Annotated in this window: 18 protein-coding genes and 2 pseudogenes; 14 read left to right on the top strand and 6 right to left on the bottom strand. The window is 36.6% G+C overall.

Annotation, left to right across the window (positions count from 1 at the left end; genetic code table 11):
- Positions 1–160: 160 nt before the first annotated feature.
- The 6 genes from ilvE to ilvA are packed head-to-tail and all read left to right on the top strand — an operon-like array spanning position 161 to position 7,077.
- Positions 161–1,060 (top strand): branched-chain-amino-acid transaminase, encoded by a 900-nt coding sequence (ilvE, locus tag MHH45_RS07245; RefSeq protein ID WP_016114377.1) that lies wholly within the window; start codon positions 161–163, stop codon positions 1,058–1,060.
- A gap of 24 nt (positions 1,061–1,084) precedes the next feature.
- Positions 1,085–2,809, top strand: a complete 1,725-nt coding sequence (gene ilvB, locus MHH45_RS07240; RefSeq protein ID WP_016132718.1) for an acetolactate synthase large subunit — start codon at positions 1,085–1,087, stop codon at positions 2,807–2,809.
- Positions 2,806–3,036 (top strand): ACT domain-containing protein, encoded by a 231-nt coding sequence (locus MHH45_RS07235; protein WP_016114379.1) that lies wholly within the window; start codon positions 2,806–2,808, stop codon positions 3,034–3,036. The genes ilvB and MHH45_RS07235 overlap by 4 nt, the downstream gene beginning before the upstream one ends.
- Positions 3,037–3,051: 15 nt before the next feature.
- A complete protein-coding gene (locus MHH45_RS07230) occupies positions 3,052–4,065 on the top strand; it encodes a ketol-acid reductoisomerase (protein WP_088094627.1) in 1,014 nt (337 codons plus the stop codon).
- A 43-nt stretch (positions 4,066–4,108) separates the two neighbouring features.
- Complete coding sequence (ilvD, locus tag MHH45_RS07225) at positions 4,109–5,782, top strand: dihydroxy-acid dehydratase (RefSeq protein ID WP_016114381.1); 1,674 nt, start codon at positions 4,109–4,111, stop codon at positions 5,780–5,782.
- A 32-nt stretch (positions 5,783–5,814) separates the two neighbouring features.
- Positions 5,815–7,077, top strand: a complete 1,263-nt coding sequence (gene ilvA, locus MHH45_RS07220; protein ID WP_088094626.1) for a threonine ammonia-lyase IlvA — start codon at positions 5,815–5,817, stop codon at positions 7,075–7,077.
- Positions 7,078–7,123: 46 nt separating this feature from the next.
- Here the strand turns inward: ilvA and MHH45_RS07215 are convergent, their stop codons facing one another.
- Positions 7,124–8,221, bottom strand: coding sequence for a CapA family protein (locus MHH45_RS07215; protein ID WP_016114383.1), 1,098 nt, complete (start codon positions 8,219–8,221; stop codon positions 7,124–7,126).
- 464 nt (positions 8,222–8,685) lie between these two features.
- On the opposite strand from MHH45_RS07215, the gene MHH45_RS07210 reads away from it, so the two are divergent.
- Positions 8,686–9,399 (top strand): DUF554 domain-containing protein, encoded by a 714-nt coding sequence (locus MHH45_RS07210; protein ID WP_016114384.1) that lies wholly within the window; start codon positions 8,686–8,688, stop codon positions 9,397–9,399.
- Between the two features lie 59 nt (positions 9,400–9,458).
- Here MHH45_RS07210 and MHH45_RS07205 read toward each other — a convergent pair whose 3' ends face one another.
- From MHH45_RS07205 to MHH45_RS07185, 4 genes and pseudogenes are all read right to left on the bottom strand, one after another.
- A complete protein-coding gene (locus MHH45_RS07205) occupies positions 9,459–10,187 on the bottom strand; it encodes an ABC transporter permease (protein WP_077295659.1) in 729 nt (242 codons plus the stop codon).
- A 125-nt stretch (positions 10,188–10,312) separates the two neighbouring features.
- Entirely contained in the window at positions 10,313–10,903 is a 591-nt protein-coding gene (locus MHH45_RS07200) for an ABC transporter permease (protein ID WP_088094625.1), read from the bottom strand.
- Positions 10,878–11,390: pseudogene (locus MHH45_RS07195) on the bottom strand (AAA family ATPase); the annotation flags it as partial. The pseudogene MHH45_RS07195 and the gene MHH45_RS07200, both read right to left, overlap by 26 nt.
- A gap of 17 nt (positions 11,391–11,407) precedes the next feature.
- A complete protein-coding gene (locus MHH45_RS07185) occupies positions 11,408–12,022 on the bottom strand; it encodes a TetR/AcrR family transcriptional regulator (RefSeq protein ID WP_016114388.1) in 615 nt (204 codons plus the stop codon).
- A 205-nt stretch (positions 12,023–12,227) separates the two neighbouring features.
- On the opposite strand from MHH45_RS07185, the gene MHH45_RS07180 reads away from it, so the two are divergent.
- The 6 genes and pseudogenes from MHH45_RS07180 to MHH45_RS07155 form a co-directional block, all read left to right on the top strand.
- Positions 12,228–13,412, top strand: coding sequence for a YhgE/Pip domain-containing protein (locus MHH45_RS07180; RefSeq protein WP_016114389.1), 1,185 nt, complete (start codon positions 12,228–12,230; stop codon positions 13,410–13,412).
- Positions 13,413–13,649: 237 nt separating this feature from the next.
- Complete coding sequence (locus tag MHH45_RS07175; RefSeq protein ID WP_088094624.1) at positions 13,650–15,179, top strand: cardiolipin synthase; 1,530 nt, start codon at positions 13,650–13,652, stop codon at positions 15,177–15,179.
- A 151-nt stretch (positions 15,180–15,330) separates the two neighbouring features.
- Complete coding sequence (locus tag MHH45_RS07170; RefSeq protein ID WP_016114391.1) at positions 15,331–15,786, top strand: MarR family winged helix-turn-helix transcriptional regulator; 456 nt, start codon at positions 15,331–15,333, stop codon at positions 15,784–15,786.
- A gap of 34 nt (positions 15,787–15,820) precedes the next feature.
- Entirely contained in the window at positions 15,821–16,192 is a 372-nt protein-coding gene (locus MHH45_RS07165; RefSeq protein ID WP_016114392.1) for an ATP synthase subunit I, read from the top strand.
- A 405-nt stretch (positions 16,193–16,597) separates the two neighbouring features.
- The gene (locus tag MHH45_RS07160) at positions 16,598–17,152 is read left to right on the top strand and encodes a recombinase family protein (protein WP_016132722.1); all 555 of its coding nucleotides are present in this window, start codon (positions 16,598–16,600) and stop codon (positions 17,150–17,152) included.
- Between the two features lie 90 nt (positions 17,153–17,242).
- Positions 17,243–19,213: pseudogene (locus MHH45_RS07155) on the top strand (Tn3 family transposase); the annotation flags it as partial.
- Between the two features lie 154 nt (positions 19,214–19,367).
- Here the strand turns inward: MHH45_RS07155 and MHH45_RS07150 are convergent.
- Entirely contained in the window at positions 19,368–20,054 is a 687-nt protein-coding gene (locus MHH45_RS07150; protein WP_016131757.1) for an IS6 family transposase, read from the bottom strand.
- A gap of 373 nt (positions 20,055–20,427) precedes the next feature.
- Here MHH45_RS07150 and MHH45_RS07140 point away from each other — a divergent pair, with 373 nt between their 5' ends.
- Positions 20,428–21,132, top strand: coding sequence for a YoaK family protein (locus tag MHH45_RS07140; protein WP_016114399.1), 705 nt, complete (start codon positions 20,428–20,430; stop codon positions 21,130–21,132).
- Positions 21,133–21,136: the final 4 nt, after the last annotated feature.

Raw genomic sequence — 21,136 nt, 5'->3', positions numbered from 1 at the left:
CTCAGCAATGGATTGCTACACGTTTGTAGAAAATCGATTGTTGAGACGAGGATATTTTTATAGTTAATATACAGAAGATTCAGATAAAATATATTCTTCTCAGCAATCGATATAAAGATGGATTGCATGTAAATAGATAAAAAAAGAGGAGCGATGTAGGATGGGAAACCAGTATATCTATATGAATGGGGAATTAGTAGAAAAAGAAAAGGCGGTTGTATCTGTTTATGACCACGGTTTTTTATATGGAGACGGCGTATTTGAGGGGATTCGTAGCTACGGAGGAAATGTATTTTGTTTAAAAGAGCATTTAAAGCGTTTATATGAATCTGCGAAATCAATTTTACTAACGATCCCGATGACAGTAGAAGAGATGGAACAGGCGGTTTTACAAACACTGCAAAAAAATGAATATGCAGATGCATATATTAGATTGATTGTTTCAAGAGGAAAAGGAGATTTAGGACTTGACCCAAGAAGCTGTACGAAACCAAGCGTCATCATTATTGCGGAACAGTTAAAGTTGTTCCCACAAGAATTTTATGATAATGGTCTTAGCGTTGTATCTGTTGCGTCTCGTCGAAATATGCCAGATGCGCTTGATCCACGTATTAAATCGATGAACTATTTAAATAACGTACTCGTAAAGATTGAAGCAGCACAAGCGGGTGTGCTAGAAGCGCTTATGTTAAATCAGCAAGGGTATGTTTGTGAAGGATCGGGAGATAACGTGTTCGTTGTGAAAGATGGAAAAGTAGTAACACCACCTGCATATTTAGGAGCTCTTGAAGGGATTACAAGGAATAGTGTTATTGAACTTTGTGAAAGGTTAGGTATTCCATGTGAAGAAAGACCATTTACTCGCCACGATGTATACGTGGCAGATGAAGTTTTTTTAACTGGTACAGCAGCTGAGTTAATTCCAGTAGTCAAAGTAGATTCAAGAGAAATCGGAAATGGAAAGCCAGGGGAAGTAACGAAACAGTTAACAGAAGAATTTAAAAAGTTAACGAGAGAGCGAGGAGTGCGCGTTCCGGGACTAGCGGAAAGCTTAGCTTAACGAATAGGGGAAGGAGTTAGCGAAATGGTGGAACAACATGCAGTGTGTGATGAAGTGGATTACGGAAAAATAAAAAAAGTAACAGGTGCCGGACATGTCATCCAATGCTTGCAAAAATTAGGTGTAACAACAGTGTTTGGTTATCCAGGCGGAGCTATTTTACCAGTTTATGACGCCCTGTATGGCAGTGGATTAAAACATGTGTTAACGCGACATGAACAAGCAGCTATTCATGGAGCAGAAGGGTATGCGAGAGCTTCTGGAGAGGTCGGGGTAGTATTTGCTACCTCCGGCCCAGGAGCTACAAACTTAGTTACTGGTTTAGCAGATGCGTATATGGATTCGATTCCTTTAGTGGTAATTACAGGTCAAGTGGCGACACCTCTCATTGGAAAAGATGGATTTCAAGAAGCGGATGTTGTGGGAATTACAATGCCGGTTACAAAACATAATTATCAAGTACGAGATGTAAATCAGCTATCACGTATATTACAGGAGGCATATTATATTGCTAAAAGTGGACGGCCAGGCCCAGTATTAATTGATATTCCAAAGGATATTCAAAATGCTATTGTAACGAACTTTTTTGAAGGGGAAGTTCAAATTCCGGGTTATAAGCCACGAATCGTCCCAGACAAAATGCAGCTGGAGAGCGTAGCGGAGGCCATTTCAAAAGCAGAGCGCCCGCTACTATATATCGGCGGCGGTGTAATTCATGCAGATGCAACCGAAGAGCTTCTAACATTTGCAAGAGAGAACCGTATTCCAGTCGTTTCGACTTTAATGGGACTCGGCGCTTATCCGCCGGGAGATCCACTGTTTTTAGGAATGCTAGGCATGCATGGTACGTATGCCGCAAATATGGCAGTAACGGAATGTGATTTACTTCTTGCCTTAGGTGTTCGTTTTGACGACCGAGTAACAGGAAAGTTAGAACTATTTTCACCTCATTCTAAAAAGGTACATATCGATATTGATCCAGCGGAACTTCATAAAAATGTGACTGTAGAATATCCAGTTGTTGGAGATGTGAAGCGAGCGTTGCACATATTAGGAGATATGCGAATAGAGTGTCAAACTGATACATGGGTAGAGAGAGTAAAAGAATGGAAAGAAGAGTACCCACTGTCATACGAACAACAGGGAGGGAAATTAAAACCACAACATGTAATTGCTTTACTAAGTGAACTAACAAATGGTGAAGCAATTGTGACCACAGAAGTTGGGCAGCATCAAATGTGGGCAGCGCATTTTTATAAGGCACAAAAACCGCGAACATTTCTTACATCTGGCGGACTAGGAACGATGGGGTTTGGATTCCCAGCAGCAATCGGTGCTCAGCTTGCCTTTGAGGATAAGTTAGTTGTTTGTATTGCGGGAGATGCTTCATTTCAAATGAACATTCAAGAATTGCAAACAATTGCTGAAAATAATATTCCAGTGAAAGTTTTTATTATTAATAACAAGTTTTTAGGTATGGTAAGACAATGGCAAGAGATGTTCTATGAAAATCGTTTATCAGAATCACAGATTGGATCACCTGATTTTGTGAAAGTAGCAGAAGCATATGTAGTAAAGGGTTTGCGTGCTACAAATCCGATTGAAGCGAAACAAGCCATGTTAGAAGCATTTTGTTATCAAGGGCCAGTTGTTGTTGATTTTTGTGTAGAAGAGGGCGAAAACGTATTTCCAATGGTTCCTCCTAATAAAGGGAATCATGAAATGATTATGAAGAGGTGGGAAGAATGAGTCATACTTTTTCACTCGTTGTCAATAACGACCCTGGAGTTTTACTAAGAGTAAGTGGGGTTTTTGCTCGGCGTGGTTATAATATTTCTTCTTTAGATTTAAATGAAGGAGAAACGAGAGAAATTTCGAAAATGAAACTTACAGCGGTTTGTACTGAAAATGAAGCGACACTGCTCGTAAATCAGTTGAAAAAGTTAATTGATGTATTGCAAGTAAATAAATTATAAGGAGTGTATGAAAAAATGAAAACATATTATGAACAAGATGCAAATTTAGAGGTATTAGCAGGGAAAACGGTGGCAGTAGTTGGTTATGGGTCACAAGGTCATGCGCAAGCGCAAAATTTACGTGATTCCGGTGTTCATGTTGTAGTGGGGGTTCGTCCAGGAAAATCTTTTAACGTAGCGAAAGCGGATGGTTTTGAAGTAATGTCAGTTTCAGAAGCGGTACGAACCGCAGACGTTGTACAAGTATTATTGCCAGATGAACAGCAGGCACATGTATATCGAAATGAAGTAGAAAAGAATCTTCGCGAAGGACAAATGTTACTTTTCTCGCATGGATTTAATATTCACTTTGGACAAATTCAGCCACCAAGTTACGTAGATGTAGCGATGGTTGCGCCAAAAAGTCCAGGACATCTTGTTCGCCGCGTATTTCAAGAAGGAAATGGTGTTCCAGCTTTAGTTGCCGTTTATCAAAATGCGACTGGAAACGCTTTTGATGTAGCTCTTGCATATGCCAAAGGAGTTGGTTGTACACGTGCTGGTGTAATTGAAACATCATTCCAAGAAGAAACAGAGACGGATTTATTTGGAGAACAAGCTGTATTATGCGGCGGGGTAACTGCACTTGTGAAAGCAGGCTTTGAAACGTTAACAGAAGGTGGATATCGTCCGGAGATTGCATATTTCGAATGCTTACATGAGCTAAAGTTAATTGTTGATTTAATGTACGAAGGTGGTCTAACAAATATGCGCCATTCTATTTCAGATACAGCAGAGTTTGGTGACTATGTAACAGGATCTAGAATTGTTACAGATGAAACGAAAAAAGAAATGAAACGAGTTCTTGCGGAGATTCAGCAAGGCGAATTTGCAAAGAAATGGATTTTAGAAAATCAAGCAGGACGTCCAACTTACAATGCGATGAAAAAGGCAGAGCAAAATCATCAACTTGAAAAAGTAGGAGCAGAATTACGAGAGATGATGACTTGGATCCAGCAACCAAAGGAGAAAGAGTTAGTGAAAAAGTAGTAGGAGATAGATAAGTGAAAATGAACAGAAGGGACTTGAAAAGATGAGAAGTGACATGATTAAAAAGGGATTTGACAAAGCACCACATCGTAGTTTATTAAAAGCAACTGGTTTAAAAGATGAAGACTTTGATAAGCCGTTTGTAGCAATTTGTAATTCTTTTATTGAAATTATTCCAGGTCATAAACATTTAAATGAATTTGGTCGTCTTGTAAAAGAAGCGGTACGTGCAGCTGGTATGGTTCCGTTTGAGTTTAATACAATTGGGGTAGATGATGGGATTGCGATGGGGCATATCGGTATGCGCTATTCGCTCCCAAGCCGTGAAATTATCGCCGATTCAGTGGAAACGGTAGTAAATGCACACTGGTTTGATGGGATGATTTGTATTCCGAACTGTGACAAAATCACACCAGGTATGATGATGGCCGCATTACGTGTTAACATTCCGACTGTATTTGTTTCTGGTGGTCCAATGGCTGCAGGGAAAACATCAAAAGGAGAAGTAGTCGACTTAAGTTCCGTTTTTGAAGGGGTAGGTGCCTATCAATCTGGGAGAATTTCAGAAGAAGAGTTAAAGGATATTGAAGATCACGGTTGTCCATCTTGTGGTTCTTGTTCAGGTATGTTCACTGCAAATTCAATGAACTGTTTATGTGAAGTATTAGGGCTTGCGCTTCCTGGGAATGGTAGCATTTTAGCAACAGACCCAAGGCGTGAAGAACTAATTCAACAAGCAGCTGAAAAATTAAAAGTATTAATTGAATGTGATATTAAACCACGAGATATCGTAACAGAAGAAGCGATTGACGATGCATTTGCATTAGATATGGCGATGGGAGGATCAACAAATACGGTATTACATACGTTAGCAATCGCACAGGAAGCGGGACTTGATTATGATATGAGCCGAATTGATGCAGTTTCAAGACGCGTTCCACATTTATGTAAAGTGAGCCCAGCTTCTAATTGGCATATGGAAGATATTGATCGTGCAGGTGGTATCAGCGCTATTTTAAAAGAATTAAGTAGAAAAGAAGGTGTACTCCATCTGGACCGTATTACAGCTACTGGCCAGACATTACGAGAAAACATCGCTCATGCAGAGATTCAAGATAAAGAAGTAATTCACTCTCTTGAAAATCCTCATAGTGAAGAAGGTGGTCTGCGTATATTAAAAGGAAACCTTGCAAAAGATGGTGCTGTTATTAAAAGTGGTGCAACAGAAGTGAAACGTTTTGAAGGACCATGTGTTATTTTTGGGTCTCAAGACGAGGCGCTTGCAGGGATTATGCTAGGTAAAGTGAAAAAAGGAGATGTTGTTGTTATTCGTTATGAAGGCCCAAGAGGTGGACCTGGTATGCCAGAAATGTTAGCTCCAACTTCAGCAATTGCTGGTATGGGATTAGGCGCAGATGTTGCACTATTAACAGATGGTCGGTTTTCAGGCGCATCACGCGGCATTTCAGTAGGACATATTTCACCAGAGGCTGCTGCTGGCGGAGAGATTGCACTTCTCGAACAAGGCGATATTGTATGTATTGATGTAGAGGAACGTTTACTTGAAGTGAGAGTAAGTGATGAAGAATTAGAAAAACGGAGGAAAGAATGGAAAAAACCAGAGTTAAAAGTGAAAACAGGATGGCTTGGGCGCTATGCACAAATGGTAACATCAGCGAATACAGGTGCAGTGCTAAAAATGCAAAATTTTGATTAAATCCATATAAAAGAGATAAGGAATGATACGAGATGGTGCAAAATGTAAGGGAGAGAGTGAAAATCGAAGATATCCTTGTGGCTCATAATCATATGAAGGATATCGTCAATAAAACACCGCTCCAGCGGGATTCAGTTTTATCTGAGAAATATGAATGTGATGTATATGTGAAACGAGAAGACTTACAAGTAATTCGTTCGTTTAAAATTCGAGGTGCTTACAATTTAATTCAAAGCTTATCGAAAGAACAATTACAAAATGGGGTTGTATGTGCTAGTGCTGGTAATCATGCGCAAGGGGTTGCTTATACGTGTAATTTATTGAAGATTCAGTCTAAAATTTTTATGCCAACAACAACACCTAAGCAAAAAGTATCTCAAGTACAATTTTTTGGTGGTACTTATGCGGAAATTGTGTTAGTTGGGGACACATTTGATAGCTCTTTCCAAGAAGCGCAGCACTATTGTGAGGAAAATAGCATGATGTTTGTTCATCCGTTTGATGATCCATATGTAATTGCGGGTCAAGGGACAGTCGCTGTTGAAATCTTACACGATATGGAGAAACATGTGGATTATGTCTTCACAGCAATTGGTGGCGGTGGTTTAGCATCAGGTATTGGTACATATGTAAAAGGTGTGAGTCCTACGACAAAAGTAATCGGTGTGGAACCAAAGGGAGCAGCATCGATGAAAGAAGCTTTTTTACAAAATGAAAACGTGGCCCTAGAAAAAATCGATAGTTTCGTTGATGGAGCAGCTGTCAAAAAGGTAGGGAAATTAACCTTTGAAACGTGTAAAGACGTATTGGATGATATTGTATTGATTCCTGAAGGGAAAATTTGCACAACGATTTTAGAATTGTACAAGAAAAATGCAATCGTTGCGGAGCCAGCTGGTGCTCTTTCAATTGCGGCACTCGATTTTTATAAGGACGAAATTAAAGGGAAAACCGTTGTTTGTACGTTAAGTGGTGGAAATAACGATATTGATAGAATGCAGGAAATGAAAGAACGCTCTCTCATTTACGAAGGGTTAAAACATTATTTTATAATTGAATTTCCGCAACGTTCAGGAGCATTGCGAGAATTTCTTGATAAAGGATTAGGACCAGAAGATGACATCACTCGTTTTGAGTATATTAAAAAACACAATAAAGAAAATGGGCCTGCACTTGTTGGGGTGGAGCTAAAACATAAGGAAGATTATGAGCCATTAATTAGCCGTTTTCAAAAAAATAATATTCAATTTATGGAGCTAAATAAAAATCCTGTTTTGTTTGATTTGTTAATTTAATATACAAAAAGAAAGGAAGCTTTTTAGTAAAAAGCTTCCTTTCTTTCTAACTACGTTTATTTTTAATTGTTCCAGTTTCATCAATTTCTACATCAGTTGAAACGGTTTGTAAATATTGTAATGTTTTTTTCTTTTCCTCAGGAGTGACTGGTGAAATTTGATCATTACGAATGATATAAGGATTAAATGACATTTGTACATCTTTTCCTTTAAATGTAAGAGTTAATACACCTGTTTCAGCACTTTTCCCTTTTACATAGTTAGGGAACAGGAAGTTTCCTAATGAATAAGCGACAGGGACTTTGTTGTAGTATTCAAATCCTTGTAACCAATGTGGGTGACTTCCAACAATCGCATCAGCACCAGCTTCGACTATTTTCGGTACATATTGTTTTTGGTAGTCTACAGGTCTATTAGATTTTTCAACACCCCAATGCATATACACAATCAGATAATCGGCGTCTTTCTTTTGTTCTTTAATCGTTTTTGTTACTAGATTGATATCATATCCATTTGCAACACCTGGCTTGTCTTTACCAGCTACCCAGGTAAAGTCAGGCATAAAACGAACAAAGGAAAGGAATTTAATTTTTTTCCCTTTTACTGTGATTTCTCTAGCGGTGTATGCATCATCTGCATTTTTTCCAGCTCCAATATAAGGGAGTTTTAGTTTTTCTACATGAGATATCGTATCCATTAAACCATCTTGTCCATAGTCGAGCGTATGGTTATTGCCAATATTCACAATGTCATAGCCTGTGTTTTTAATAGCTTGTAGTGTGGAAGGATCGCTTTTGATCCAGAATGACTGACCAGGGGCTTTTTTCTCCCGTGTTGTAAATGCAGATTCCAAGTTTATAAAGGAGATATCAGCTTTGGTTATTTCATCTTTCACATGCTGGAACGGATAATCAGCACCGTTTTTTTGAATAGCTGGTCGTAAATTCCAATCGAACATCGTATCACCAGAGAAAGTAATTGTAATTTCAGGATTCTCTTTCTTCTTTGTGTCCGTTGCTTTTTCCGTTTTATTTTCTACCCCAGCTATATCTTTTGCTTTTGATGTAAAGGAGTTATTTATCAATAAAACAATCGGTGTAATGAGAATTGCTATTAAAATAAATCGTTTAAATAAAGGTGTCATAGTTATCTTTCCTTTTTCTTTTTATATCATGACTTCCTTTTAGAAAGTTCAATGATGAGAGTTTCATATAATATGTACAAAAATGAGTAAGTGCTTAATAGTTTATCCCGCTATTTATGGACAGTAACACTCCCGTCTTAAAATTCAGCGGAAGCAAAGAGGTTCAGGTGGGAGATGAACTGCCCGTAAAAGTCTGATTGGTGAGAGCTGATTAAAGTTTCACTTTATGTATGTTAGACATGATATGTAGGATAAAAGATGCTTCTGTTAGATTATAGGCATGTATTGAGAGCTCATCTTATAGTGTATGCAATATTACGGTAACATGAAACGAGGAAAAAATACAATACATAAGTCGATTTTACTTGTGTGCTTTTGAAAATTCTGTTAAAATTCCGTGTATTTTGTTGTATGTTAGATATAAAAATTAAAAAATAATGGTTGAAGAGGATGGAGAAGGCATAATGGTTATATTAGGAGCAGTAGTGAACGGAATTTGTATACTAATTGGTACTATATTAGGTAAACTATTAAGCAATATTCCAGAAAGTATGAAAGGGACAGTTATGCATACAATTGGTTTAGCTGTTACTGTACTTGGTCTTCAAATGGGATTGAAAAGTGAAAACTTTCTCGTTGTAATTATAAGTCTTGTCATTGGTGCAGTGATTGGAGAATGGTTGGAGTTAGAAGAAAAGTTAAAGAGTTTAGGGGATTGGCTAGAAAAAAAGGTTGGCTCAAAAGGAGAAGGGAGTATATCTCTCGGATTTGTGACAGCTACATTAATCTTTGCCATCGGAGCAATGGGGATACTTGGAGCTTTAGATAGCGGTATCCGAGGCAATCATGATGTGCTATTTACAAAAGCAATTATTGATGGATTTATTTCTATTATTTTAACGACAACACTCGGAATAGGCGTACTATTTTCAGCAATACCAGTCATTTTATATGAGGGAGGTATTGCGATTTTCGCGACGCAAATTAATAGTGTTGTACCAGAGAAGCTAATGAATCAGTTTATCGTAGAAATGACTGCGACTGGTGGTATTATGATTTTTGCAATCGGACTCAATTTGCTTGGATTTATTAAGATAAAAGTGGCAAATTTATTACCTGGGATAGTGGTAGTTGGGATTATTGTTTCTATTATATATGGATATGATTTGTATGTTTAGTTAGGCTGAATAGCCCAATCCTGCTTTGAAACAGTTTTGGGCTATTTGTATGTAAAAAATTAATATGCTTTTTTCATAAAATGAACAAAGCCACCTATAAATAAAATCACAAAGCTCCCGATTACGACAAATACTAGTGTTTGAACAGAGATATAAAACAGCCCAGAGCCTTCTTTAGGAAGCATAGCGAGAAAAGGTTGGGACCATGGATAGATGGGACCGAACCTTGCAGAATTCGCAATTATCATAGCGGGTATGGAAGCTATAACATTTAAAGCAATCGGTGCTGCAAAGCTGGACCAAATACTTGAAACCCATAATTGTAAGGCGATTAAAGGGAGGGTAGCAATCCAGCCGCCTACTACACTTTTTACTATAGTAGCTAGAGGGAATGGCCCAGGGACATGCAAAAGTTGTCCAACGTTAATATAACTTATAATGAAGAAGACTTGCATCGCACCTATAAATAAGAGAATAAAGAGAAATTTTATAATATAGACGTGATATCGTGATATAGGTTGTACTAAAAGTTGTTTCCAACCACCATTTGAATGTTCATATCGGCAAATAAATGCAGTGAAAATGCCTGTTAATAATGGAAGAAGCAACATACCATGTACCATTATCATGATATTATAAATTAACTCCCAATGTTTATAATCGGGATAGTTTGAGGCATTTGCATAAGCTGTTACTCCTGCTAAAATCGGGCTTAAAAATAGTAATGTCCATATTTTGGTTTTTTTCATTTTATAAAATTCAGCTTGTATGGTTTTAAGCCAAAGCATTATTTATGCACATTCCTTCTAGTAAAATCTGCTGTTTCAATACATAACATACATATACCAACGATTAGGCCTATTGCTACACATAGAAGTGGAGACCCCCAGTCAATACGTAGGCTTGGCCATCTTCATATGAACCAATTGGGAAGAGCTACTGAAAATATTGTGAAAATAGTTCCTAAAAGTCCGATTGTAAATGCGATACTTTGGTTTTGAAATATGATAGCAATCCATAGTTGTAGCGCTACAATCGGCAGTGCCGACCAATAAGGATAGAAGCTCATTTTAAATATAGAAATCCATGGAATTGAAGCATCGAATTGTAATGCTAAATCCAATCCAACTATGCCAAGCAATAATAAGGAACAAGATACAGCGAGCAGGAAAACTACCAGTATGAATTTTACTAGAAAAATATGTCGCTTATTAATAGGTAAGGATAAGAGATGCTCCCATGAACTAGAATGATGCTCTATGTGTGCAATTAAAGAAGTAACAATCGTAATTCCTAATATAAGAGTTGTGAGAGCAAGCGGTTGAGCTTCAGAAATGAGGCCGCTCCATAAGTCTTTCGCATATTTCTTTGTCAACCAATCATATCGAAGAAAAAAGTTACATGCTTGAAGAGAAATAACACCTATTGGTCCTAAAAAGATTAAAAACCAAATCCACTTTCTTTTTATTTTTAAAAGTTCAGATTGAAAGAGGTGTTTGTACATGTGTCTCTTCCTCCTTTATAAGCTGTAAGAATATTTCTTCGAGTGACTTTTTATTTTCTTCAATTCGGAATACAGAAATGTTATGTGTTACAAGTGTTTTTACAATTTCGCCAACAGTTTCATTTGATACATTTGATAGAATAATTTGATTCTCCTCTTGCATAGAAGGAATCCCTTTAGCGAGAATGAGCTTCCAAGCTGCATCTGGTTTGTCTGTCCTAAGTGTAATAGAATGCTGAGCATGGCGGCGCAATGTTTCTATTTTGTCTTGAAAAATAAGCTTTCCTTTTGCAATGATACCAACATAAGTTGCCATTTGATCAATTTCACTTAATAAGTGACTAGATATAAGGATGGTAATTCCTCTTTCTTTTGCTAATTGCTTAATTAACGTACGAATCTCATGAATCCCCTCTGGATCAAGTCCGTTTGTCGGTTCATCTAAAATTAATAGCTGTGGATCACCAAGTAAGGCAATTGCACTTCCCTGTACAGTTGCTCCTTCTAGCCCTCATTAAACAAAGTAAAACCCACTGCACACAAGGGTCCTTTAGTCATAAGCTTCACTAATTGTTTTGCAGTATATTTCGGTGAATATTTCATGTCATTTTGAAGCCACCAAATTGCCATCCCAACAACACAGGAAGTGATGAAATGGAATACCATATCCTTTGGAATATCTAAGTCATGGTCTTCAATTTTAAGCTCAATGAAATTTTGTTCAAGATTATCCATAATAGTCTGCTGCATTTTTAGGTTAAAATCATGAATGCCATGAGGTCCAAGCATGCTTTTATAAAAGTCTGCATGTTTTAATATACACTCAAATATGGATTGTAAAATCCCCTCGAATTCCGAAAGATCTATTTGATGTCCCTGCACATGGGCATATAGGACCATCTTACTTGTCAACTCTCCTAGTACATTCTCACTAAGCTTTGTTAACAAAGCTTGTTTATCCCTGTAATGCGAGTAAAATGTTGCTCGATTGATGAGTGCCTCATCTGTGATGTCTTGAATGGTAATAGCATCGTATCCCTTTTCCGCTATCAGTTTGATAAAAGCATCATATATAAATTTCTTTGTCCGAATAATCCGCAGATCCGCCTTTTTCAACATCTTATACCTCCCTGTTCGTTATTATCATTATAAACAACAGATTTCATCCGGTTGTTTCTTATCTTACATTTATGCCCTAAATGTAAATTGCAATGTGTAGTAAAAACGATATAATTTCATTATAAACAACATGTTTTTATTATAAACTACATGTTGTTCGTTATCTATCTTTTTGTTGGATGAATGCTAGGAGGAATAATTTAAAATGCTTACAGTAAAGCAATTTTTCAAACAAAAGATGATTCTAGGTGGCGTTTTAGGTATTATGGCTGCTGTTATCATCGCTAGTTTTGCTTTTATGGGTTCAACTGTTAATCCTATACCCAAAGACTTGCCGATCGCTATGGTAATACAGGATACAGGTGTGAACTTACCAGGACAAGGAAGTGTAAATTTAGGAGATAAAATAAAAGAGCAAATTCTGCAAAATAAGCAAAGCCCAGTTAAATGGACGTTCTTACAAACGCAAGAAGATGTATTGCAAGGGATGAAGGATAAGAAGTACTACGCTGCCATCGTGTTTCCACCAGAAATATCCCAGCAACTTGTATCGCTGACCACACCTAAGGGACAACAAGCCGAGGTACAAGTCTTGGTGAATCAAGGAATGAACTATAATGCCGCAATGGTTTCGAGCCAAATGATTGATAGGTTCATTGGAGGGATAAACGAAAATATCCGTAATACCTTGCTTGATCAGCTTTCACAAAGAAATATGACACTAACAACTGAACAGGCAAAGTTATTGGCAAACCCATTTATTGCTAAAACGGAGTTGATTCATCCAGTTCAAGCACGTACAGGTAATGGAAATATTCCTATAATGCTGACACAAATCTTATGGATTACTACTCTTATCAGCTCCTTAGTCTTATTTATAGCTGTCCAAAAGTTTACAAACGGACGCGTTACAGGAAAATCAGTCCTATCACAGATTCTTGCAGGTTCTGTTTTCGTGACGGTAATTGCAAGTTTAACCCTTTTCATTGCTCATACCATACTCGATGTAAACATACCGAACCAAGGAGAAATTTTCTTATTATTACTTTTCTTTGGTTTCATGTTCTTCCTTTTGCAAAGTGCAGTACTCAACTGGATTGGCCGTGTCGGGGTACCAATATTAATGGTAGTCTTCTTCTTTTCTATGCCAACCTTATCACTGGCACACGAATTTCTTCCGGATGTGACAAAACACTGGTTGTATTCTTGGACTCCTTTTAAGTACAGTGTAGAAGCATTTCGTAACAGCTTCTTCTTTGGAGGATACGGGATAGGCTCATATGTTCAGACGATGGGGTTTCTTGGACTTGTATCTCTTATAATTATGGTACTGGCTGTATTCAAAGGGAAAGATAAACAAAAAGGTTCTTTATCTACTGAGTCAGTGTAGAGAGAGTAGATCTAAAGCCAAAGAGATACAAGGGATTTCCCTTGTATCTCTTTGGCTTTCATGAGCTCGACTTTATTCAGCATCATTTACATAAATGGAATATCACAAAATTCCATTTATGTAAATGATATGACGGACTAGAGCAGCAACCCTGTGATTCTCCCTTATAGAAATGTTAGGTTACAGCTTCCATATATGAATCCTATATTTAAGAAAGAATAGGTGAATTTTATAAAGATGAAAAACCCTAAAGTTCAATTATTATTTGTATTTACACTTGTCTCTATCGTTCTCTTTCTGTTGAATATATCCATTATCTCACTATACAACTTTGTCGACGTACTATGGTCTATCACAATAGTAGGAATTGCCTTCATTATTTTTATCGAAAACCGTTCCCCACAAAGTACTTTAGCATGGTTTTTAGTATTAGCACTTCTTCCCCGTGTTGGTGTAATTTTGTACTCTCTTTTTGGCCGAAGTCGTTGGAGAAGAAAGAAGCATCTACATCGTTCAGAAGAGCAAAGAAAATTATTCCGTGAGATTTTAGAAGGAAAACGCCTAGATTTATCATTCACTTCCTCATTAAGTGAGCGTTCTACTTATTTAACACAGGTTGTACAAAAATTCGGTGGCGGTCCTGTTGCCAATAATACCACAACAAAACTCTTAACAAATGGGGATCAAACATTTACAAACATTATACAAGCTATTGAAAATGCTACACATCATATACATATTCAATACTTTATTTATCGAGCAGATGAAATTGGTACAAAAATTCGCGATGCATTAATTAAGAAAGCAAAATCTGGTGTAATTGTACGCTTTCTTTATGATGGGATCGGAAGCAATTCATTACGAAATCGTTTCTTACAACCCATGAAAGATGTAGGAATTGAGGTTGTGGCATTTGATCCTATTCTTTCATCATGGCCACTTGAAACAATAAATTATCGTAACCATCGTAAAATTGTCATTGTAGATGGAGAGATTGGTTTTACAGGTGGGCTCAACGTTGGCGATGAGTATCTTAGTCGTTCTAAAAAATTCCCAATTTGGCGTGACAGCCACTTAAGAATAGAAGGAAAAGCATTGTACAAATTACAAGCAATATTCCTTGAAGATTGGCTTTATGCCACTAATGGTTTAAATACTTATTCTTGGAATCAATTTATGAATAAAAAATACTTTCCAGGTAAACAAAATTCTCATGCAGAAGGTGCTATTCAAATTGTAGCAAGTGGACCAAGTTCAGATGATACAAACATTCGTAATACTTTACTTGCTGTTATAGGTTCTGCTAAGAAAGCAATTTGGATCGCAACACCTTATTTCATTCCGGACCAAGAAACATTAACATTACTACGTTTAAGTGCAATAGCTGGAATAGATGTCCGTATTCTATATCCAGGTAAGAGAGATAGAATTATTAGTGATCTAGCATCTCAATCATACTTCACACCACTTCTAAAAGCCGGTGCTTCAATTTACAGCCATAAAGATGGTTTTGTGCACGCTAAAATTGTACTTGTAGATGATGAAATTGCAACAATTGGCACAGCAAATATGGATGTCCGTAGCTTTGAACTAAATTATGAAATCATTAGCGTACTTTATGAATCTAAGACAGTTCTTGATATTAAACGTGATTTTGAAGAGGACTTTAACCATTCGTCTGAAATTCGATGGAAATCATTTCAAAAACGTAGTATTCGAAAACGAATACTGGAATCCCTAATGCGTCTAATTTCCCCTTTATTATAATTCCGAAAAAAGTAATCAAAACAAATTTGCTTACTTTTTCCTTTACACTAACATAAAGATATCATATAGTTAAGTTAATTAAACTTAACTATATGTCGAAACGAAAAAACGGCGTACAATGAAATAACAGAATGATTGGAGGAAGAATAATATGACCAGTTCTTATAAAGAAGTAATTACCGACATGAACCGAGCCTACAATGAATTAAACATTTTACTATCTCAGGAGTTAAAGAATGAGTTTGGTCTTACAGCGCAGCAAGAGAACATGATAATCTATATTAATTTAAATAAAAATACTACAGCTAACAGTATTGCGACCACTTTTAATATATCCAAAAGTGCTGTCAGCCAAGTTTTATCTAAATTGGAGAAACATAATATGATTTCGAAACACGTAAATCCTAACAATAAACGTGAGTATTTCCTTACACTTGGTCCTAACGGTAGCAAGTATATAGAACGATTGTCTCAGCTAGATGATTTACTTATTGAGAAATACTTCTCTAAAATTGATATCGAAGCCTTGCAGCAAATGACCGATACCTTAATTAAAATAAATCAAATTATACTGGAAGAAAAGAAGAAGACCCTTGAGCCTAAGTAATAAAGTCTCAATGAGAAAGGTAAAGGAGTACAGCATGATTCGTATGGCACTAAGGGCATTTAAAATACAAATGTATTATTTGCTAGGCACGATGTTATTAGGATGGATTATGACGCCTTTTTCGCCCCATTTTTTAGGTGCAAGCATTGGCTTGCTTGTTAGTATGTATTGTGTTTGGATTTTAGGAAGGCGTATTGAAAAGTTTGGAGATAGCATTGTAAAAAAAACAAAAACACCGACGCTTGGTATGATTAATCGGTTTGCAGCAGCGATACTCGGTGCGATTATTATGTATGAGATTGAACACCATAGTGTCATATGGACATTTGCTGCCGGAATTATGGGTGGTTATTTCTTAATTGTGATTAATTTAGGGTATTATAGCATGAAAGATGGGAAGAAATAGATTAGCATAAAACTTTTTTTGGGACACAGCACATCGCTATCAAGCTCAGGTTAATAAAAGTCATTTTCAAAAATGGCTTTTTTCTTTTTCTAAAAAACCAGTGTAGATTATTGGAAATTCTGCATATCAAATAAACCCTAACGGGTTTCATTTTTTTATTGGGGTCCCGTCAGCCAAATGACATAAAAACCACGTTAAGACATTTTTCGGAAGTGAAAACCTTGATTTTTGTAAGCTAAGGATTGTAACTAAAACGACCATTTTTGTTACAGCAGTTTGTATCAAAATATGAAGTCAAGTAAACCAGCAATCCCGGCGTAACAAAAATGTGTAACAAAATTATTTGTAACAATATATATTAAAAGACATTTTTGATACAATAAAAATAAAAAAAGGAAGAATTACATGAAATTTGGATATATGCGAGTGTCTACGATTGATCAAAATTTAGATCGCCAAGAACAACAATTAAAAGAAGCCGGTTGTGAACGTATTTTCTTTGAAAAAATAACAGGAGTTAAACGAGATCGTCCTGAGTTGAATCGTATGTTAGAATTTCTACGCCAAGGAGATACAGTAGTAGTAACAGATTTGACTCGTCTTTCTCGTTCTACAAAAGATTTAATTGAAATTGCCGAACTCATTTCTCAAAAAGGAGTAAACTTGAAAAGTCTAAAAGAAGCTTGGCTTGATACAACAACAGCACACGGAAAAATGCTCTTTACTGTTTTTGCAGGGATTGCTCAATTTGAAAGAGATTTGACCTCTGAACGAACAAAAGAGGGAATCATAGCAGCCAAGAAACGTGGGAAGCATCCCGGAAGACCCAAAACTGATGAAGAAAAGGTAAATTATGCTTTATATCTTATAGATCAAGGAATGAATCGTACTGATGCTGCAGAAAAAGCTGGTATCTCTCGCATGACGCTGTATCGTAAAATACAACAAAAAGATAATTAGCAATACAAATGAATGGCACAGAGTAGAAATAATATATCATTATTTGCTACTTTGCCCCTGGTTACAGCAACGCTGGTACTGGGCCAAGGTATATGTGATGCACTTATTAAAGCAAAAGAAGAAGGAATAGATGCTTTTACAGCATTAGATGGTGTAATGCCCTGGAATAAAATTGTAGAATCAGTTGAAGAAGCTAAACAGCTATCTAGGCCTGTTAACTATGATTATTTGGATTTATTGGAAACTCGATACTCTTACTTAAGAAAATACACACCTACACTATTACAAACATTTAAGTTTGGAGCAACGAAGTCTGCTGAACCTGTTTTGCAAGCATTGGAAACCATCCATGAGTTAAATGAAACTGGTAAGAGAAAAGTACCAATAGACGCGAATCTTAGTTTTGTTTCAAATCGTTGGCAAAATCATGTGTATGATGAGGAGGGGAATATTAATCGTCATTACTATGAACTTGCAGCACTGACAGAATTAAGAAACTATATTCGATCAGGAGACATATTTGTTCCTGGAAGTAGGCAACATAAAGCATTTGATGATTATCTTGTATCTCAAGAGAATTGGAAAAGTGTAACTAGTGTGCAAGATTTTCTTGCGGTCCCGATCAGAGTTGAAGAATATTTAATGGAACGTATAGACTCGCTAAACCAACGTTTAGATTGGTTATCTCGAAATAGTAACGACCTAGAGGGAGTTGATATAGCAAAAGGTAAATTCTATGTTCACCGACTCGATAAAGATACACCTGAAGAAGCAAAAGTCTATAGTTCCCGTCTATACAGTATGTTACCTAGGATAAAACTAACAGATTTATTACTAGAGGTGGCGAGTTGGACTGGGTTTCATGAACAATTTATTCATGCCTCAAGCAATAAAGCTCCTAATGAGGAAGAAAAGAATATTCTGTTGGCAACCATTATGGCTATGGGAACAAACATAGGTCTAACTAAGATGGCGGAAGCTACTCCAGGTATTTCTTATAGACAAATGGCCAATGTTGCTCAATGGAGAATGTATGAAGATGCTATGAATCGTGCTCAAGCGGTTTTAGTCAACTTTCATCACCAACGAAAGTTAGTAACATACTGGGGAGATGGAACTACATCATCTTCTGATGGTATGCGCATGCAAGTAGGCGTATCTTCTTTGCATGCTGATTCAAACCCTCATTATGGTACAGGAAAAGGCGCTACAATTTATCGCTTTGTTAGTGATCAGTTCTCTTCTTTTTATACAAAAGTAATTAATACAAATGTTCGTGATGCTGTTCATGTTATTGATGGTTTACTACATCATGAGACAGATCTTAACATTGAAGAACACTATACAGATACAGCTGGGTATACTGATCAAGTATTTGGTTTAACTCATATACTTGGGTTTCGTTTTGCCCCTCGTCTTCGTGATTTAGCTGATACTAAATTGTTTACTATAAATGGCATTCAAGAATATCCTGATGTACAAGCACTTCTTAGAGGCAAGATAGATATAAAGGTAATTCAAGAAAACTACGACTATGTATTACGTTTAGCGTACTCTGTAAGGACAGGTAAAGTTTCTGGAGCTTTAATCATGGGAAAATTAGGTTCTTACGCAAGACAGAATAAGCTTGCTAAAGCACTTCGGGAAATGGGGAGAATAGAAAAAACGATATTTACCCTGGATTATATTTCAAGTAAAACTTTGAGAAGACGTATACAAAGGGGATTAAATAAAGGTGAAGCTGTGAATGCACTTGCCAGAGCTATCTTCTTTGGAAAACTTGGTGAATTTAGAGAACGCGCTCTCCAAGATCAATTACAACGAGCAAGTGCACTCAATATCATAATCAATGCTATTAGTGTTTGGAACACGGTTTATTTAGAGGAAGCTACAGAAGAGCTCAAAAAAAAGGGAGAATTCAGGGAAGAGTTAATGCCCCACGTGTCCCCATTAGGTTGGGAGCACATAAACTTTCTAGGTGAATATAACTTTGATGTAGCATATGATTCAAGTTTACGTAATTTACGCCCATTAAATAAAAAAGAGCCGGTTTACTCTTAGCGGAGTAAAATCCGGCTCTTTTTTTGTCGGAATTTGCTTAGCGTGGTTTTTTTCCGAAATGCTGGCGGTACCCCATTGCTATCAAGCTAAAAATTTATGGTTCTGTTGCAAAGTTTCTTAACAGATAAAAAATTGGGCTGATTACAGATGGATTTTATACAATTCTAAGTAATTGCTGTAATTCATTGTATGTTGAAAAAACGCAGTTTGGTTGCAAACTGCGTTTTCGTTTATGTATGGCATGAATCGTTTCGATTCCTTTCAAGGTACGTGAAGCATGGCGAAGACTTTGAAATCCTGCGGATTTGGCAAAACGTCGCTTTACATGTCTATGGTCTTGTTCTATGAGATTATTCAAATGCTTGATTGTGCAATGAGTTGTATGTTTATAAAAGCCTTGTTCCCTTAATTTGTTAAACGTACAAAGTAATGCTGGAGCTTTGTCTGTTGTTAGAACCGTTGGTTCTCCAAACTTTTTCACTAATCTTTTCATAAAGCCATATGCGGCCTGATGATCTCGCTTTTTACGCAGTTGAATATCTAATGTGTAACCCTCTTTATCAATCGCACGATATAGGTAACGCCATTCCCCTTTGACTTTTACAAAAGTCTCATCCAATTTCCAAGACAATTGTACGTTTTTATTTTTCTTCTTCCAAATTTGGTAGATCAAGTTGCCATATTCATGAACCCAGCGCATGATGGTTGTCGGATGAACCGAAACACCACGTTCCTTCAGGATTTCAGATACAACGCGATAGCTTAAAGAAAAACGACAATAGTAGCCGACGGCTACTAAAATAATGTCTTGTTTGAATTGTTTTCCTTTAAAATATCCCATCTGTCATTCTCCTCGTCTCATTTTTCTAGAATATAGCTTAGTTTAAAAAACTTTGCAACAGAACCGATAATCCTCTTTCCTCCATCATTTCCACCAGGTTACGAAAACTCAAATTGTACCGTAGGTACCACCTTACTGTTAATAAGATTAGTTCAGGCTGATAAGTGAACGAAATTAAACAATTAAAACATGTTAAAAAATTGTGTTGATTGTAGGTAAAAATCTTGGTATGGTATTATATCATATTAGGAAAAAGTAAAAGGAAGAAACATCAAGATATAAATTACGAATATCTTGTAAATATTATCAAAATAATATTGTTATTTGTATAATTAGATAATATATGCAATATAAGGTACAAGGAGATAATAATATGAAAGACAAACTAGGTACAATCCCCTCATTATCTTCAAACTCTATTTATTTGGGTGCTTTGTTAGCAGTAGTTGGAGGCTTTCTAGATGTGTATACTTTCATCAGTAGGGACGGAGTATTTGCCAATGCGCAGACAGGGAATGTAGTATTACTCGCTATAAGAGCAGCTAACGGAGAATGGCATAATGCTTTGCTATATATCCCGCCTATTTTAGCTTTTATGTTAGGTGTTTTAATATCAGAGGTAGTAAAGATTCCTCATATAAGACATGTATTGCATAGTTATAGACGCTCTATTCTAATACTGGAATGTATAGTTTTAATCATTGTAGGTATCTTGCCCAAAAGTATCCCTAACATAGTGATAACGGTATGTATTGCGTTTGTATCATCTTTACAGATCTCCACTTTTAATAAACTAGACAAGTGGGCCTACAATTCAACGATGACAACAGGGAATCTTCGAACTGTAACGCAGGCAGCATATTTAGCATTTATAGAACATGATCAGGAAGAGAAAAAGCGATTTCAAGAATTTCTTGTGATTATTCTTTCTTTTATACTTGGTGCGTTGTTAGGCACATTTACTACCACTCATATAGGGAACAGATCAATTTGGATTGCATCAGGAATTTTAGTGATTGCTTTGATTTTGTATCATAAAGATAGAGGGTACTGGAGAAAATCTCAAATGCTGAAATGAAAGA

This window comes from Bacillus sp. FSL K6-0042, assembly GCF_038006685.1.
Taxonomy (GTDB): Bacteria; Bacillota; Bacilli; order Bacillales; family Bacillaceae_G; genus Bacillus_A; species Bacillus_A pseudomycoides.
The sequence above is the reverse complement of the archived record's forward strand: the minus strand, read 5'-3'. Positions and strand labels throughout refer to the sequence as shown.